Genomic DNA, 16,909 nt, shown 5'->3' on the forward strand with positions numbered 1-16,909 from the left:
TTTGTGTATATAAACGTTATATACATTTTTTAGTTTTTATTTTAATAAAATCTCGTTCATCAATGTTAGCAAAAAAGGCTGAAAGAATTAATTTCTCTTCTATTGTAAATAGGACAGATTACCCAGACTTTTTGGATATCCAAATTAAATCCTTCCAGGATTTTTTCCAATTAGAAACAAAGTCAGAAGAAAGAGGTACTGAAGGTTTGTACAACACCTTTATGGAGAACTTCCCAATAACAGACACGCGTAATCAATTCGTATTAGAATTTTTAGATTACTTTATAGATCCACCAAGATACTCAATAGAAGAATGTATCGAAAGAGGATTAACATACAGTGTGCCTTTAAAAGCAAGATTGAAGTTGTACTGTACGGATCCAGAACATGAGGATTTCGAAACAATTGTACAAGATGTATATTTAGGTACAATTCCTTATATGACTCCGAGTGGTACATTCTGTATCAATGGTGCAGAACGTGTTGTAGTTTCTCAATTACATAGATCACCTGGTGTATTCTTTAGCCAGTCTTTCCATGCTAATGGAACGAAATTGTATTCTGCTCGTGTAATTCCTTTCAAAGGATCATGGATAGAATTTGCAACTGATATCAATCAAGTAATGTATGCTTATATTGATAGAAAGAAAAAATTACCTGTTACAACGCTTTTCCGTGCTATCGGTTTTGAGCGTGATAAAGATATTTTAGAGATTTTTGACCTTGCAGAAGAAGTAAAGGTTTCAAAATCTGGATTAAAGAAAGTTATCGGTCGTAAGTTAGCTGCACGTGTATTGAATACATGGCACGAAGATTTCGTTGATGAAGATACAGGTGAAGTTGTATCTATTGAGCGTAACGAAATTGTATTAGATCGTGACACCATCATAGACAAAGACAATATTGAAGAAATTCTTGAAGCGGAAGTAAAAACGATTCTTTTACACAAAGAAAGTGCGCAACAAGGAGATTACGCAATTATTCACAATACATTACAGAAAGATCCAACAAACTCTGAAAAGGAAGCTGTTGAGCACATCTACCGTCAATTACGTAATGCTGAGCCGCCAGATGAAGAAACGGCGCGTGGTATTATTGATAAATTATTCTTCTCTGACCAACGTTACTCTTTAGGTGAAGTTGGGCGTTACAGAATGAATAAGAAATTACAGTTAGATATCGGAATGGATAAGCAAGTGCTTACTAAAGAAGATATCATAACGATCATAAAATATTTAATTGAGCTTATCAACTCTAAAGCAGAGATTGATGATATTGACCACTTATCTAACCGTCGTGTACGTACAGTAGGTGAGCAATTATCGTCTCAGTTTGGTGTTGGTTTAGCACGTATGGCACGTACTATTCGTGAGCGTATGAACGTTCGTGATAATGAAGTGTTTACTCCAATTGATTTAATTAATGCTAAGACCTTATCGTCTGTAATTAATTCGTTCTTTGGAACAAATCAGTTATCTCAATTTATGGATCAAACGAATCCTCTTGCAGAGATTACGCATAAGCGTCGTCTTTCAGCATTAGGACCAGGTGGTTTATCTAGAGAAAGAGCAGGTTTCGAAGTACGTGATGTTCACTATACACACTATGGGCGTTTATGTCCTATTGAAACACCAGAAGGACCAAACATTGGTTTAATTTCTTCTTTATCTTGTTTCGCGAAAGTGAACGCTATGGGATTCATCGAAACTCCATACCGTAAAGTTGAAGATGGTGTTGTAGATATTCAAAATACACCGACATATCTAAGTGCTGAAGAGGAAGAAGATATGTTAATCGCACAAGCAACTATTAAAGTTGATGATAGCGGTAAAATATTAGCAGATAAAATTATCTCTCGTCAAGAAGGTGATTTCCCTGTTATTGAACCATCAAGTGTCAACTATACTGATGTTGCACCAAATCAAATTGCATCGATTTCAGCTTCATTAATTCCATTCTTGGAACATGATGATGCCAACCGTGCATTGATGGGATCTAACATGATGCGTCAGGCTGTACCTTTATTACGTCCTGAAGCACCAATCGTAGGTACTGGTTTAGAGCGTCAAGTAGCATCAGATTCTAGAGTATTAATAAATGCTGAAGGAGCTGGTACTGTAGAATATGTAGATGCTCAGAAAATTACGATTAGATACGAACGTACTGAAGAAGCTGCAATGGTTAGCTTTGACAGTGATACGAAGACATATCCTTTAGTAAAGTTCAGAAAAACAAACCAAGGTACGTCTATTAACTTAAAGCCAATCGTTGAGAAAGGTGATAAAGTTGAAAGAGGACAAGTACTTTGTGAAGGTTATGCAACTGAAAATGGTGAATTAGCACTTGGTAGAAATATGAAAGTAGCCTTTATGCCTTGGAAAGGGTATAACTTTGAGGATGCGATTGTAATTTCTGAAAAAGTAGTTAGAGAAGATGTATTTACATCGATTCATATTGATGAGTATTCATTAGAAGTTAGAGATACTAAACTAGGTAACGAAGAGTTAACTAATGATATTCCTAACGTTTCTGAAGAAGCAACTAAAGATTTAGATGAAAATGGTATGATTCGCATCGGTGCGGAAATCAAGCCAGGAGACATCTTAATTGGTAAAATTACACCTAAAGGAGAATCAGATCCTACACCAGAAGAAAAACTTTTAAGAGCTATTTTCGGTGATAAAGCTGGTGATGTTAAAGATGCTTCTTTAAAAGCGTCTCCATCACTTAATGGTGTTGTTATTGATAAAAAATTATTTGCTAGAGCCGTAAAAGATAAACGTAAGAGAGCACAAGATAAAGAAGATATCGAGAAGTTAGAAGATGCTTACGATAACAGATTCGATGATCTTAAGAATGTTCTTGTTGACAAATTATTCAACATCGTTAATGGTAAAACAGCTCAGGGTATTTATAATGATTTAGGAGAAGAAATTATTCCTAAAGGTAAAAAGTATACATTAAAGATGTTAAATGCTGTAGATGATTATACACATTTAACTTCAGGAAAATGGACTACTGACGACCATACAAATGAACTTGTTGCGGATCTAATCCACAATTATAAGATTAAGGAAAATGATTTACAAGGATCATTAAGACGTGAGAAGTTTACAATCTCTGTTGGTGATGAATTACCTGCAGGTATCATTAAACTAGCTAAAGTTTATATCGCTAAGAAACGTAAACTTAAAGTTGGTGATAAAATGGCGGGTCGTCACGGTAACAAAGGTATTGTTGCTCGTATCGTGCGTCAAGAAGATATGCCGTTCTTAGAAGATGGAACTCCAGTTGATATTGTATTAAATCCACTTGGTGTACCGTCTCGTATGAACATTGGTCAGATTTATGAAACCGTTTTAGGATGGGCAGGTAAAGATTTAGGTAAAAAGTATGCCACTCCAATTTTTGATGGTGCAACTTTAGATCAAATTAATGCCTACACAGATGAAGCGGGTATTCCAAGATTTGGACATACATATTTATATGATGGTGGTACAGGTGATCGTTTTGATCAGCCAGCAACAGTTGGTGTGATCTATATGATTAAGCTTGGTCACATGATTGATGATAAAATGCACGCACGTTCTATAGGACCATACTCATTAATTACACAACAACCATTAGGTGGTAAAGCACAATTTGGTGGTCAACGTTTTGGTGAGATGGAAGTTTGGGCACTTGAGGCTTATGGAGCATCAAGTACTTTACGTGAGATCCTTACTGTAAAATCAGATGACGTTATTGGTAGAGCTAAAACTTACGAAGCTATCGTTAAGGGAGAGCCAATGCCAGAACCAGGACTTCCAGAATCGTTCAACGTACTTATGCACGAATTGAAAGGTTTAGGATTAGATATTAGATTGGAGGAATAATTTATTAGAAATTATTTCGTAGGGACAACTCGCGAGTGTCCGTACAACAATCGCAAAAATTAAGGGCAGTTTGTAAAAGCTGCCCAAACGTAACAAAAATAACATGGCAAGAAGACAAGATAAAAATACAGTGCAGAAATTTAACAAAATTTCTATCGGTTTGGCGTCACCTGAATCTGTTTTAGGAGCATCTCGAGGTGAGGTATTAAAGCCAGAAACTATTAATTATCGAACACACAAACCAGAAAGAGATGGTTTGTTCTGTGAGCGTATTTTTGGTCCTGTAAAGGATTTTGAATGTGCTTGTGGTAAATATAAAAGAATACGTTACAAGGGTATTGTTTGTGACCGTTGTGGTGTAGAAGTAACAGAAAAGAAAGTACGTAGAGATAGAGTAGGTCACATCAACTTAGTTGTGCCAGTTGCTCATATCTGGTATTTCCGTTCGTTACCAAATAAAATAGGTTACCTTCTTGGATTACCATCTAAGAAATTAGATATGATAATCTACTACGAGCGTTATGTGGTTATTCAACCAGGTATTGCTATGAATGCAGAAGGGGAGCCAATTCAAAAAATGGATTTCTTAACAGAAGAAGAGTATCTAAATATTTTAGAAACAATACCTCAAGAAAACCAATACCTAGATGATACAGACCCTAACAAATTCATCGCTAAGATGGGTGCTGAGTGTCTTATCGATTTATTAGCCCGTATAGATTTAGATCAGTTATCTTATGATTTAAGACATAAAGCTAATAACGAAACATCTAAGCAACGTAAAACTGAAGCCTTAAAACGTTTGCAAGTTGTTGAAGCGTTTAGAGATTCAAATTTAAACAGAGAAAACAGACCAGAATGGATGATCATGAAGGCTGTTCCTGTAATTCCACCAGAATTAAGACCTTTAGTGCCTTTAGATGGTGGTCGTTTTGCGACTTCAGATTTAAATGACTTGTACCGTCGTGTAATTATCCGTAACAACCGTCTTAAAAGATTAGTTGAGATAAAAGCACCAGAAGTTATATTACGTAATGAAAAACGTATGTTACAAGAATCAGTAGATTCATTGTTCGATAACACACGTAAATCATCTGCAGTAAAAACAGATTCTAATAGACCATTAAAATCATTATCAGATTCACTTAAAGGTAAGCAAGGACGTTTCCGTCAAAACTTACTAGGTAAGCGTGTTGATTATTCTGCACGTTCTGTAATTGTTGTTGGACCAGAATTGAAATTATTCGAATGTGGTTTACCAAAAGATATGGCTGCAGAGCTATACAAACCTTTTGTTATTAGAAAATTAATTGAAAGAGGTATTGTAAAAACTGTAAAATCTGCAAAGAAAATAATCGATAGAAAAGAACCTGTAGTTTGGGATATCTTAGAGAATGTTTTAAAAGGACATCCAGTGCTTTTAAACCGTGCTCCTACGTTACACAGACTTGGTATTCAGGCGTTCCAACCTAAGCTTATTGAAGGTAAAGCTATTCAATTACACCCATTAGTGTGTACGGCCTTTAATGCCGATTTTGATGGTGACCAAATGGCTGTACATTTACCATTAGGACCAGAAGCAATTTTAGAATGTCAGCTGTTAATGTTGGCTTCACATAATATTTTGAATCCAGCAAATGGTTCTCCAGTTACTGTACCTTCTCAGGATATGGTACTTGGTTTATATTATATGACTAAGTTACGTAAGACGGATGAAAGCTACACTGTAAAAGGTGAAGGCTTAACATTCTATTCTCCTGAAGAAGTAAATATTGCTTATAACGAAAAGCGTGTTGATTTAAATGCAGGAATTAAAGTTAGAACTTTTGACTTTAATGAAGAAGGTGAGTTAACAAAGCAAATTATTGAAACTACTGTTGGTCGTGTACTTTTCAACGAAAAAGTACCAGCAGCAGCAGGTTATATAAATGAAGTATTAACTAAAAAGTCTTTAAGAGAAATTATTCATGGAATTCTTAAAAAGACAAGTGTTCCTGAAACAGCTGATTTCTTAGATGAGATTAAAACTTTAGGATACAAATTCGCTTTCCAAGGTGGATTATCATTTAGTTTAGGTGATATTATTATTCCAGCTGAAAAGCAAGGAATGATTGATGCAGCTAACAAGCAAGTTGATGGTATTATGGGTAACTATAATATGGGACTTATTACCAACAACGAACGTTATAATCAGGTTATTGATATCTGGACATCTACAAATGCTGAATTGACAGAATTGTCAATGAAACGTATTCGTGAAGATCAGCAAGGATTTAACTCGGTGTTTATGATGCTTGATTCTGGTGCAAGGGGGTCTAAAGAACAAATTCGTCAGTTAACAGGTATGCGTGGATTAATGGCTAAGCCTAAAAAATCTACAGCTGCTGGTGGAGAAATTATTGAAAATCCAATTCTTTCGAACTTTAAGGAAGGACTTTCAATTTTAGAATACTTTATCTCTACTCACGGTGCACGTAAAGGTCTTGCGGATACGGCTCTTAAAACTGCCGATGCAGGTTACTTAACTCGTCGTTTAGTAGATGTTTCCCAAGATGTTATCGTATACGAAGAGGATTGTGGTACATTAAGAGGTATCGAAGTTTCTGCGCTTAAGAAAAACGAAGAAATTGTTGAAAATTTAGCGGCTAGAATTGTTGGTAGAACATCACTTAATGATGTATATAACCCATTAACTGAAGAGTTATTAGTAGAAGCAGGTGGTCATATTGATGATGCTGTAGCTAAGAAAATTGGAGAGTCTCCAATTGATGCTATAGAAGTGCGTTCACCATTAACTTGTGAAGCTAAGAAAGGTATATGTGTGAAATGTTACGGTCGTAACCTTGCTACTGGTAAAATGGTACAACGAGGTGAAGCTGTTGGTGTTGTCGCGGCTCAATCTATTGGTGAACCTGGTACACAGTTAACATTACGTACATTCCACGTAGGTGGTATTGCAGGAAATATTTCAGAAGAGAATAAATTAACTGTGAAGTTTGACGGTGTTGCTGAAATTGAAGATTTAAAAACGGTTAAGTCTAAAGATAAAGAAGGGAATGAGGTAGATGTAGTGATCTCAAGAACTTCAGAATTGAAATTGGTTGATGCTAAAACAGGAATCATTTTAAGTACAAATAATATTCCTTATGGTTCTTTCATTTATGTTGATAATGGAAGTAAACTTAAGAAAGGTGATGTCATTTGTGAATGGGATCCATATAACGGTGTAATTATTTCAGAATTTGCTGGTAAAGTGAAGTATGAAAACATCGAACAAGGGGTTACCTATCAAGTTGAAATTGATGAACAAACTGGTTTCCAAGAGAAGGTTATTTCAGAATCTAGAAACAAGAAGTTGATTCCAACATTATTGATTGAAGATTCTAAAGGTGAAACGATCCGTTCTTACAACTTACCAGTTGGAGCTCATATTATGATTGATGATGGTGATAAAATTGAAATCGGTAAGATTTTAGTTAAGATACCTCGTAAATCATCTAAAGCGGGTGATATTACAGGTGGTCTTCCTCGTGTAACAGAATTGTTTGAAGCACGTAACCCTTCTAATCCTGCTGTTGTAAGTGCGATTGATGGTGTTGTTTCATTCGGTAAAATTAAACGTGGTAACCGTGAAATTATAATTGAGTCTAAATTAGGAGAGGTTAAGAAATATTTAGTGAAGTTATCTAGTCAAATTCTTGTACAAGAAAATGATTATGTAAAAGCTGGTATGCCTTTATCTGATGGTTCAATTACACCAAACGATATTCTTAATATTAAAGGCCCTTCTGCAGTTCAACAATACTTAGTTAACGAGGTACAAGAAGTATATCGTTTACAAGGTGTGAAAATTAATGATAAGCACTTCGAAGTTGTTGTAAGACAAATGATGCGTAAAGTTAGAATTATTGATTCTGGTGATACTATTTTCTTAGAAAATCAATTAGTTCATAAATCAGATTTCATTGAAGAAAACGATAAGATTTTCGGAATGAAAGTGATTGAAGATGCTGGTGATTCAGAGAATTTAAAATCAGGTCAAATTGTGACTGTTAGAGATTTAAGAGATGAGAACTCTAGCTTACGTAGAGAAGATAAGAATCTTGTAACTGCAAGAGATGCTAGTCCTGCGACTGCAACTCCAATATTACAAGGTATTACGAGAGCGTCATTACAAACGAAGTCATTTATTTCTGCAGCATCGTTCCAAGAAACGACTAAGGTTCTTAACGAAGCAGCTGTAAATGGTAAAGTAGATTCATTAGAAGGACTTAAAGAAAATGTAATTGTTGGACATAGAATTCCGGCAGGTACAGGTGTTAGAGAATACGAAAATATCATCGTAGGTTCTAGAGAAGAGTTTAATGAAATGATGAAAGCTAAAGAAGAAATGAATTTTAACTAATTTTATAGTTTTCTTTCAAAATAATAAATGAATTAAAAGCCTTCTTGTATTTTTACATGAAGGCTTTTATATTTTTAAAAATAATTAATCAGACTTCCTTCATCAAGGAAGCGTAAATACATTTGCGATGGCAGACGAAAAAAACAATCCAAATAATAAAAAAGGACAAATTAATATTGAGTTAGACGAGAAAATAGCCGAAGGGATTTATTCTAACTTGGCAATAATCAACCATTCTGTTTCAGAATTTGTAGTAGATTTTGTGAGCATTATGCCTGGAACTCCAAAGAGCAAAGTAAAGTCTAGAATTATATTAACACCACAGCATGCTAAACGTTTATTAAAAGCCTTAGGTGAGAACGTCACACGTTTTGAAAACGCTCATGGTGAAATCAAAGATTACGAGCAACCTCCAATACCATTAAATTTTGGACCCACAGGACAAGCTTAAAATTTTAACTGCTTAATTTCTGTATTAAAAATAAAATGGATGTTGCTCGAAACGTTTCTTCGAGCAACCTCCAATACCATTAAATTTTGGACCCACAGGACAAGCTTAAATTTTTAACTGCTTATTTGCTGTATTAAAAATAAAATGGATGTTGCTCGAAACGTTTCTTCGAGCAACATCTAATACCATTAAATTTTGGACCCACAGGACAAGCTTAATAGGCTTTTCTTATTGGTATTAAGACACAAAAAAGACCTTTGAATACATAAACGTTCAAAGGTCTTTTTTTATGATTAGTTCTTAAATTTATGCGACTTCTTTTTTATTTAAATGATATTTTAAAGCTCCGGAAGGGCATTTGTTAATCTGATTGATAATGACATCAGTTTGGGCACCTTCTAAATCAATCCAAGGAATCACAGAGTTTCTGAAAACACTTGATAATTGTTTCGCACAGAATCCTGCATTTGTACAGCAGCGAGGTGCATAGGTTACAGTAATCTTACTGTTACTGAAAACGTTTTCGTTATTATCCATAATAAGTAGATTAGTTTGGGGTTAATCTTATTTTTATACTCTTACTAGTCTAGTAAACTTAAATAATATTCGATTAAAATACAAAAATCTTCGATAAAGCGCACTGTATTTTAACGTTTACAATTAAAATTACGACACCTCTTATTCAAATTCAGAGGTCATGTGGAATGTAATACTTGGGTATTTTTGTTGTGTCATCTGCAGAGAAAACATTGAATCAGCTAAAAATACCAATTGATTTTGTTTATCTCTAGCTAGGAAACGCTGCTTCACACGAAGGAATTCTTTATACTCATCACTCTTTTGGTCTTTAGTTTCAACCCAACATGCTTTGTGTACATTTAGGTTTTCGTACGTGCACTTGGCTCCATACTCATGCTCTAATCTGTATTGAATAACTTCATATTGTAAGGCTCCTACGGTACCAATTACTTTTCGACCGTTTAAATCTAACGTAAATAATTGGGCAACTCCTTCGTCCATCAATTGATCAATACCTTTATAAAGCTGTTTGGCTTTCATTGGGTCTGCATTATTAATGTATCTAAAGTGTTCCGGTGAAAAACTAGGAACTCCTTTATAGTTTAATATTTCGCCTTCAGTTAAAGTATCTCCAATTTTAAAACTTCCTGTGTCCTGTAATCCAACAATATCCCCTGGATATGAAATGTCTACGATCTCTTTCTTTTCAGCAAAAAAGGCATTTGGGCTAGAAAATTTTAATTTTTTATTATGTCTTACATGAAGATACGGTGTATTCCGTTTAAATTCTCCTGAAACAATTTTTATAAATGCTAATCTATTTCTGTGATTAGGATCCATGTTAGCATGAATTTTAAACACGAAACCAGTAAATTTATCTTCCTCAGGTTTTACTAAACGTTCTTCACTATGCTTAGGTCTAGGTTTTGGTGCAATATCTACAAAACAATCTAATAATTCTCTTACACCAAAATTGTTTAACGCCGATCCAAAAAAGACAGGTTGTTGCTCACCATTTAAATAGTCTTCTTTATTGAAGTGCGGATAAATGCCATCTACCAGCTCTATTTCCTCTCGTAATGTATTTGCGGCTTGTTCACCCACTAATGTGTCTAATTCTGGTGACGCTAAATCTGAAATCTCAATAGTTTCCTCAATATCCTTTCGATTGTCTCCAGAAAATAAATTAATGTTCTTTTCCCAGATGTTGTAAATCCCTTTAAAGTCGTACCCCATTCCAATCGGGAAACTTAAAGGGACTACTTTTAAACCTAGTTTTTGTTCAATTTCATCTAATAAATCAAAAGCGTCTTTACCTTCTCTATCCATCTTATTTATAAAGACAATCATAGGAATGTTCCGCATCCTACAAACTTCGACTAACTTTTCAGTTTGTTCCTCAACCCCTTTAGCAACATCAATTACGACTATAACACTATCTACAGCGGTTAAAGTTCTAAAGGTATCTTCAGCGAAATCTTTGTGACCAGGCGTATCAAGAATATTTATTTTTATACCATTATATTCAAAAGCTAAAACAGAGGTCGCTACAGAAATTCCACGCTGGCGTTCAATTTCCATAAAATCACTTGTAGCTCCTTTTTTTATCTTATTACTCTTTACGGCACCAGCTTCTTGTATGGCTCCACCAAAAAGAAGTAGTTTTTCCGTTAATGTTGTTTTACCAGCATCTGGGTGTGAAATGATTCCGAAGGTGCGTCGTCTGTTTATTTCTGTTATAAAACTCATAATAAATTTAAAATGACTGCGAAGATACTATTATTAAGGATAATTAGAATAGATGATATAAAGGATATTGAAGAAACAATTGAATTTATGTTTTAAATTTTAGTTGATATAAGGAGAATATTCCTGAAAATAATTTACTCAATTTTGAATGTAAATAGTATGATAACACAGGAAGGAAGTGTTAAATATGATTTATTGATACTATATTAATGAATAAAATTTAAATAAGGTTCACAACATCTTCTCTATAGTTTTTATGAAAACATTAATGTATTTTTAAAGTTTTACTTGGTATTTTTACGGCATGATAGAAGAGCAAGTCATCTTAGTAGATGAAAATGATAATAAAATTGGATTAATGCCAAAAATGGAAGCGCATGAAAAAGCACTTTTACATCGTGCATTTTCCGTATTTATATTTAATGATAAAAATGAATTGATGCTTCAGCAGCGTGCTTTGCATAAATATCATACTCCTGGGTTGTGGACCAACACTTGTTGCAGTCATCAACGGGACGGTGAGAGTAATTTACAAGCTGGCGAACGACGTTTACAAGAAGAAATGGGGTTTGTGACCAGCTTAGAAGAAAAAACGTCGTTTATCTATAAAGCACCCTTTGACAATGGATTAACAGAGCATGAGTACGATCATATTATGGTTGGATATTATAATGATAATCCAAACATCAATCCAGAGGAAGTGGCCAATTGGAAATGGATGTCACTTGAGTCTGTAAAAGCAGATATTGCGGAACACCCACAACTTTACACAGCTTGGTTCAAAATTATATTTGAAAAATTCTATGAATTCATAAATATCAATAAACAATAATGAAGGTTACTGTACATAGAAAAGCACATTTTAATGCAGCACATAGGCTGTATAGAAAGGACTGGACTTTTGAAAAGAATGACGCCGTGTTTGGTCTATGTAATAACCCAAACTTTCACGGGCACAACTATGAATTAATAGCCAGTGTCACGGGTGAAATTGATCCTGAAACAGGTTTTGTTATTGACGTGAAAATTTTAAAAGATATTATTAAATCAGAAGTTGAAGACGCTTTTGATCATAAGAACTTAAATGTTGAAGTGCCTGAATTTAAAGATCTCAACCCTACTGCAGAAAATATCGCAGTGGTGATTTACCATAAAATTAAACCAAAACTTAACCCGAAATTTCATCTCGAAATTACGTTGTATGAAACACCTCGTAACTTTGTAACCTATTCGGGAAATTAATTAAAGCGACATGTTATATCCGTTGAAATTCCAACCTATCCTAAAAGATAAAATTTGGGGTGGTGAAAAACTAAATCAATATTTTAATAAAGATTCTAATTCTAAAGACCTAGGAGAAAGTTGGGAGATTAGTACGGTGCCTAATGATGTTTCTGTTGTTGATAACGGTGAATTAAAAGGACAATCACTTCAACAATTAGTTAATACCTATAAATCTGATTTTTTAGGTGAAAAAAATTGGAAGCGTTTTGGTAATGCATTCCCTTTGCTTATTAAATTTATCGATGCTAAAGAGGATTTGAGTATTCAGCTACACCCAAATGATGAATTAGCAAAAAAGCGCCACAATTCGTTTGGTAAAACCGAGATGTGGTATGTGATGCAAGCCGATAAGGATGCGAATTTAATTGTTGGATTTAAAGGTGAGGTTGACAAAGCAACGTATTTAAAGCACTTAGAAAATAATACACTTACCGAAATCTTAAATTTTGATACTGTAAAAGAGGGTGACACCTATTTTATTGAAGCCGGACGAGTTCATGCTATAGGAGCTGGTGTATTGTTAGCAGAGATTCAACAAACTAGTGATGTGACGTATCGTGTGTACGATTGGGATCGTGTGGATGATGAAGGCAATGCACGTGAGTTGCATAATGATATTGCTATAGATGCTTTTGATTTTGATATGGAGAATGATTTTAGGATCGACTATCCAAAAGAAAAGAATGTATCTAATGGCATGGTAAGTTGTCCTTTCTTTACAACCAATTTTATAGAGTTAACCTCTGAAATTGACATAGAAAACACACACGATTCTTTTATGATTTACATGTGTGTAGATGGAGACGTTGAAGTTTCAGCAGCGGGTTTTAGTGAACGAATCCCTAAGGGTGAAACGATTTTGATGCCCGCAGATATTAAAAATTTTAAATTAAAATCGAATTACGCAAAACTCCTAGAAGTTTACGTTTAAAACTTCAGATAAAAAGTAACATTGACAAACGAATAACTAAAAGGATTTAGTATTTTTGCGGTTATTATTAAAAATAATTATTATGGCAAATAAGAGAGAATTAAAAAAAGATATCAACTACGTACTAGGAGATATTATAGAAGCAGTTTACGTTTGGGAACTTGCGAATGCTGAGAAGCCAACAAAAGAAAGTGAAGCTGTTATAGATGAAGCAATCGCTACATTTGATGAGTTAATTGCTCGTGTAAATGATAGAAGTGTTGAGAATAAGAAAGCACATTTTAAAGCAATTAACAATGATCTTGAAACAAAAGGTAGAGGTCTTATAGAAAAAATCAATAAATTAAAGTAAATTGATTTGCAGATTTGAAAATCTATTTTAAATTTGCGCTCGCTTACCGAATATAAGGTAAGCATTTTTTTGCCGATGTAGCTCAGCTGGCTAGAGCAGCTGATTTGTAATCAGCAGGTCGTGGGTTCGAGTCCCTCCATCGGCTCTTCATTAAAACTCTAACTATGTAAAAGTAGTTAGAGTTTTTTTATTTAATTTAAATAGGACCAGAAGGTTGATGCTCAACTAAATTGAAATAAGACTATTCTTCAATCGTTAAAACAAAAAAATCCAATCATAATTTATGATTGGATTTTTTTAATTTTATTTAAGCGCAGTACGATTGAATGTACCTAAGACGACTGTTGCCTATGATTTATTCCGCCGGAGTTCTATTGGCTATAAATTCACCTAATTGTTTCCCGTAAAGTGAATTTTTAATTTTTGGACTTAGATTATTATAAATAGAATCGATGTACACCGGATTGGCATTACGTGCTTCATATAATGCTAAATAAGGAGCAATCTCACTATCATTGTTGTTTATAGCATACTGAATCGTGTATGCATATTTTCGCTTTATAAGGTTGTCAGCTACTTTATTCAAAGAGTCTAAAGCAATACTGTCATTTTTATTTTGAGCCATAAAACTGGCTTCAATTATGTCTAAGTTTCTATCGTTATATTTTGACATCACTCCTAAATAGTCCTCTAAAAGGAGTTGTTGATTAGACCCTTTTATTTCATAATCATAATTAAAGGTTTTTAGTGTTGTTGTAATTTCTGTAACACCTTTATCCGCAAAAAATGGAATATAATGTTCTTCACCATCATTTTTAAATAATTTTAAGTAGAGTAGAATAGGCTCTTCTAAGTTAGTGTGCATTGCAAATTCTGATTCACCAGTTATAGACATAGAATCTAAATCTACAATACTAGAATCTCCATCTTTCTGAAGATAGACAACTCCCTTTTTTAGTCCTTTAATATGTCCTTTAAGAGTAAAGTTGGTATCGTTATCTTTTCCGCATGAAACGGCTAAGGTTGCTAAAATTATGAGACTTAATACTTTGTTTAATGTTGTCATGTTTTGCTAAATAATTAGGTGCGCAAATATCTTATAATAGTTTTAATATTACTAACTAACAGCCGCTAATTCCATTAAAATTGTACAGCCAATAGCGGCTATAGTTCCAACGGCATAACCAAAAACAGCGAGCAACACACCTACAGTGGCTAAAGAAGGATGAAATGCAGAAGCGACAATAGGAGCAGAGGCGGCACCACCAACATTGGCTTGGCTACCAACGGCTAAAAAGAAATAAGGTGCTTTAATTAGTTTTGCAACAATAATTAGGAGTATGGCATGTATAGTCATCCAAACAATACCAATAGCAATAAGACCAAGATTGTCAAAAATCATAGTTAAATCCATTTTCATCCCGATACTTGCTACAAGGATATAAATAAAAACACTTCCAAATTTACTCGCTCCTGCACCTTCATAATTTTTAGCTTTTGTATTGGATAATAAAATAGCGATTATAGTTGCCACACTAATCATCCAGAAAAATTTAGAGCCTAAGAATGTAAATATATTTCGAGTGGTTGGTGATTCAATTCCTGCAACAATAGCTTCAAAAAGTGGTGCTAAATAATTAGCACTTAAATGCGCTATACTTACAGTTCCAAATGCAATGGCACAAATAATCATTATATCTGTAAGAGAAGGATTTCGTTTGACCTTTTCAGAAAAATTAGACATTTTTTCCTTTAATTCTTCGATTGACGAAGTATCTGCATTTAACCATTTATTGATGCGGTTTCGTTTTCCAATTCCGATTAAGATAATAGCCATCCAAATATTTGCAACCACAATATCTACAAATACCATTCCTCCGTATTTAGCCTGGTTATATCCATAAATTTCTAGCATAGCCGTTTGGTTGGCACCTCCACCAATCCAGCTTCCTGCTAATGTTGAAAGTCCTCTCCATACAGCATCTGGTCCAACGCCTCCAACAGTATCAGGGGAAACGGTTGCAATTAATAAAATAGCAATAGGTCCACCGATTACGATGCCTAATGTACCTGTAAAAAACATGACTAATGCTTTCCAACCGAGATTGAATACAGCTTTTAAATCGATACTTAATGTCATTAATACCAAAGCTGCAGGTAATAAGTAGCGACTAGAAACATAATAAAGATTAGAACTGTGTTCTGTTACCACACCTTCATCGGAAACGGTGGTCCACTCAGGTGAGATTAAACCTGTGGTGGTTAAAACGGCAGGAACCATATAGGCCATAAATAGTCCTGGTACAATTTTATAAAACTTGGCCCAAAATCCTGTTTTGATTGATTCTGTAATGAATACAAATCCTAAGGCTAGCATTAAAAGTCCAAATACAATAGTGTCGTCAGTAAAAATAGGAGTGTTATCCATAGTTGCGTTAGTTTAGAAAATGCAAAATACAAAAATTAAAAACTAAAAAAGTGACCGTTTCCGATCACTTTTTATCTTTAGAATTATCTTTTTGTTTAGGTTGCCTATTATGTTCTTTGAGATATTGCATTAGCATCCATTCTATCTGACCATTGGTGCTACGAAACTCATCCGAAGCCCATTTTTCAATGGCTTTTAGCATATCTTCATTCATTCGTAATGCAAAGGCTTTCTTTTTAGACATTTTAATTACATTAATTGATTTTCGTTGAATAGGTCGTTAATACGTGTTTAGCTTCATTTTCTTTTTGCGTACCTATTAAAAGTTTTTTACCATTTTTCAATAGAAGTTGAATGCCGATATCGCCAGAAACATTTATGGCTTTTCCTTTGGCTTTATTCCAAAGGATACCACCTTTTAGTCCCCAACCTCCGTATTCACCTAGTGGATCATATGTTCTTACATAAGCCTTATCAATTTCGTTCCACTGAATACTTTTTAAATTCCAATGAAACGGAAAAAACTTATAATGAATCCCTTTATCATCAATACGTGTTGTAAGTTTAAAGAAAAAAATGAATCCGGTAGCAAATAATACGATGAGTATTAAAGAAAACAATTCTAAAGTTGAATTTTTTGATGGATCTTCTAAATATTCCTTGACATAAATCGAAATGGGAACTATTGCCGACACGAGCAAAATTACAATTAACCATAACTGATTAAACCGTTGTTCTTCTTTAAAAATTTTCATTATCTGTTTTTATTACGTTCAAAAACTACCGACGACCAATTAACTCCAATATCCTTAACAACCCAACCTTCTCTTGCGTACTGATTCAGCAGATCTTCAAAATTTTGAATACGATTTCTAAACCCGAGTTTAGGTTGTACTACTTTATATTCTTTCATCG

The 16,909-nt window shown here is 34.2% G+C and carries 14 protein-coding genes and 1 tRNA gene; 8 read left to right on the plus strand and 7 right to left on the minus strand.

Going from position 1 to position 16,909, the window contains the following annotated elements:
* The first annotated feature begins 62 nt into the window (after positions 1-62).
* The 3 genes from rpoB (at position 63) to KO515_RS09670 (ending at position 8,731) form a co-directional block, all read left to right on the plus strand.
* The gene (gene rpoB, locus KO515_RS09660) at positions 63-3,875 is read left to right on the plus strand and encodes a DNA-directed RNA polymerase subunit beta (RefSeq protein WP_215936158.1); all 3,813 of its coding nucleotides are present in this window, start codon (positions 63-65) and stop codon (positions 3,873-3,875) included.
* A gap of 103 nt (positions 3,876-3,978) precedes the next feature.
* Positions 3,979-8,280: a DNA-directed RNA polymerase subunit beta' gene (gene rpoC / locus KO515_RS09665; RefSeq protein ID WP_215936159.1), complete on the plus strand. Its 4,302-nt coding sequence runs from the start codon at positions 3,979-3,981 to the stop codon at positions 8,278-8,280.
* Between the two features lie 127 nt (positions 8,281-8,407).
* On the plus strand, positions 8,408-8,731 hold the full coding sequence (locus tag KO515_RS09670) for a DUF3467 domain-containing protein (RefSeq protein ID WP_178984588.1): 324 nt from the start codon (positions 8,408-8,410) through the stop codon (positions 8,729-8,731).
* 306 nt (positions 8,732-9,037) lie between these two features.
* Here KO515_RS09670 and KO515_RS09675 read toward each other — a convergent pair whose 3' ends face one another.
* Together KO515_RS09675 and KO515_RS09680 are read right to left on the minus strand one after the other, a co-directional pair.
* A complete protein-coding gene (locus KO515_RS09675) occupies positions 9,038-9,268 on the minus strand; it encodes a (4Fe-4S)-binding protein (protein ID WP_215936160.1) in 231 nt (76 codons plus the stop codon).
* 141 nt (positions 9,269-9,409) lie between these two features.
* Entirely contained in the window at positions 9,410-10,999 is a 1,590-nt protein-coding gene (locus KO515_RS09680; RefSeq protein WP_215936161.1) for a peptide chain release factor 3, read from the minus strand.
* A gap of 304 nt (positions 11,000-11,303) precedes the next feature.
* On the opposite strand from KO515_RS09680, the gene idi reads away from it, so the two are divergent.
* From idi to KO515_RS09705, 5 genes are all read left to right on the plus strand, one after another.
* Entirely contained in the window at positions 11,304-11,831 is a 528-nt protein-coding gene (idi, locus tag KO515_RS09685) for an isopentenyl-diphosphate Delta-isomerase (protein ID WP_215936162.1), read from the plus strand.
* Positions 11,831-12,241 carry a 6-pyruvoyl trahydropterin synthase family protein gene (locus KO515_RS09690; protein ID WP_215936163.1) on the plus strand — a complete coding sequence of 137 codons (411 nt, stop codon included), beginning with the start codon at positions 11,831-11,833 and terminating at the stop codon, positions 12,239-12,241. Before idi ends, KO515_RS09690 begins: the two co-directional genes overlap by 1 nt.
* Before the next feature lie 10 nt (positions 12,242-12,251).
* Positions 12,252-13,214: a type I phosphomannose isomerase catalytic subunit gene (locus KO515_RS09695; protein WP_215936164.1), complete on the plus strand. Its 963-nt coding sequence runs from the start codon at positions 12,252-12,254 to the stop codon at positions 13,212-13,214.
* An 82-nt stretch (positions 13,215-13,296) separates the two neighbouring features.
* Entirely contained in the window at positions 13,297-13,566 is a 270-nt protein-coding gene (locus tag KO515_RS09700) for a hypothetical protein (RefSeq protein ID WP_215936165.1), read from the plus strand.
* 71 nt (positions 13,567-13,637) lie between these two features.
* Positions 13,638-13,711, plus strand: a tRNA-Thr gene (locus KO515_RS09705).
* Between the two features lie 210 nt (positions 13,712-13,921).
* On the opposite strand, the gene KO515_RS09710 is transcribed toward KO515_RS09705, so the two are convergent.
* The 5 genes from KO515_RS09710 to KO515_RS09730 form a co-directional block, all read right to left on the minus strand.
* The gene (locus KO515_RS09710) at positions 13,922-14,632 is read right to left on the minus strand and encodes a DUF4369 domain-containing protein (protein WP_215936166.1); all 711 of its coding nucleotides are present in this window, start codon (positions 14,630-14,632) and stop codon (positions 13,922-13,924) included.
* A 51-nt stretch (positions 14,633-14,683) separates the two neighbouring features.
* The gene (locus KO515_RS09715; RefSeq protein ID WP_215936167.1) at positions 14,684-15,994 is read right to left on the minus strand and encodes a DUF819 family protein; all 1,311 of its coding nucleotides are present in this window, start codon (positions 15,992-15,994) and stop codon (positions 14,684-14,686) included.
* A 64-nt stretch (positions 15,995-16,058) separates the two neighbouring features.
* Entirely contained in the window at positions 16,059-16,238 is a 180-nt protein-coding gene (locus KO515_RS09720) for an Arc family DNA-binding protein (RefSeq protein WP_215936168.1), read from the minus strand.
* Between the two features lie 10 nt (positions 16,239-16,248).
* Complete coding sequence (locus KO515_RS09725) at positions 16,249-16,749, minus strand: hypothetical protein (protein ID WP_215936169.1); 501 nt, start codon at positions 16,747-16,749, stop codon at positions 16,249-16,251.
* A complete protein-coding gene (locus KO515_RS09730) occupies positions 16,749-16,907 on the minus strand; it encodes a DUF4177 domain-containing protein (protein WP_215936170.1) in 159 nt (52 codons plus the stop codon). Before KO515_RS09730 ends, KO515_RS09725 begins: the two co-directional genes overlap by 1 nt.
* Positions 16,908-16,909: the final 2 nt, after the last annotated feature.

Origin of the sequence: Winogradskyella psychrotolerans, from assembly GCF_018860545.1 — a bacterium.
GTDB lineage: Bacteria > Bacteroidota > Bacteroidia > Flavobacteriales > Flavobacteriaceae > Winogradskyella > Winogradskyella psychrotolerans_A.

Coding starts and splice junctions, on each gene's coding strand:
- rpoB (WP_215936158.1), top strand. CDS start 63: ATGTTAGCAAAAAAGGCTGAAAGAATTAATTTCTCTTCTATTGTAAAT.
- KO515_RS09680 (WP_215936161.1), bottom strand. CDS start 10,999: ATGAGTTTTATAACAGAAATAAACAGACGACGCACCTTCGGAATCATT.
- KO515_RS09670 (WP_178984588.1), top strand. CDS start 8,408: ATGGCAGACGAAAAAAACAATCCAAATAATAAAAAAGGACAAATTAAT.
- KO515_RS09695 (WP_215936164.1), top strand. CDS start 12,252: ATGTTATATCCGTTGAAATTCCAACCTATCCTAAAAGATAAAATTTGG.
- KO515_RS09720 (WP_215936168.1), bottom strand. CDS start 16,238: ATGTCTAAAAAGAAAGCCTTTGCATTACGAATGAATGAAGATATGCTA.
- idi (WP_215936162.1), top strand. CDS start 11,304: ATGATAGAAGAGCAAGTCATCTTAGTAGATGAAAATGATAATAAAATT.
- rpoC (WP_215936159.1), top strand. CDS start 3,979: ATGGCAAGAAGACAAGATAAAAATACAGTGCAGAAATTTAACAAAATT.
- KO515_RS09730 (WP_215936170.1), bottom strand. CDS start 16,907: ATGAAAGAATATAAAGTAGTACAACCTAAACTCGGGTTTAGAAATCGT.
- KO515_RS09710 (WP_215936166.1), bottom strand. CDS start 14,632: ATGACAACATTAAACAAAGTATTAAGTCTCATAATTTTAGCAACCTTA.
- KO515_RS09725 (WP_215936169.1), bottom strand. CDS start 16,749: ATGAAAATTTTTAAAGAAGAACAACGGTTTAATCAGTTATGGTTAATT.
- KO515_RS09690 (WP_215936163.1), top strand. CDS start 11,831: ATGAAGGTTACTGTACATAGAAAAGCACATTTTAATGCAGCACATAGG.
- KO515_RS09700 (WP_215936165.1), top strand. CDS start 13,297: ATGGCAAATAAGAGAGAATTAAAAAAAGATATCAACTACGTACTAGGA.
- KO515_RS09715 (WP_215936167.1), bottom strand. CDS start 15,994: ATGGATAACACTCCTATTTTTACTGACGACACTATTGTATTTGGACTT.
- KO515_RS09675 (WP_215936160.1), bottom strand. CDS start 9,268: ATGGATAATAACGAAAACGTTTTCAGTAACAGTAAGATTACTGTAACC.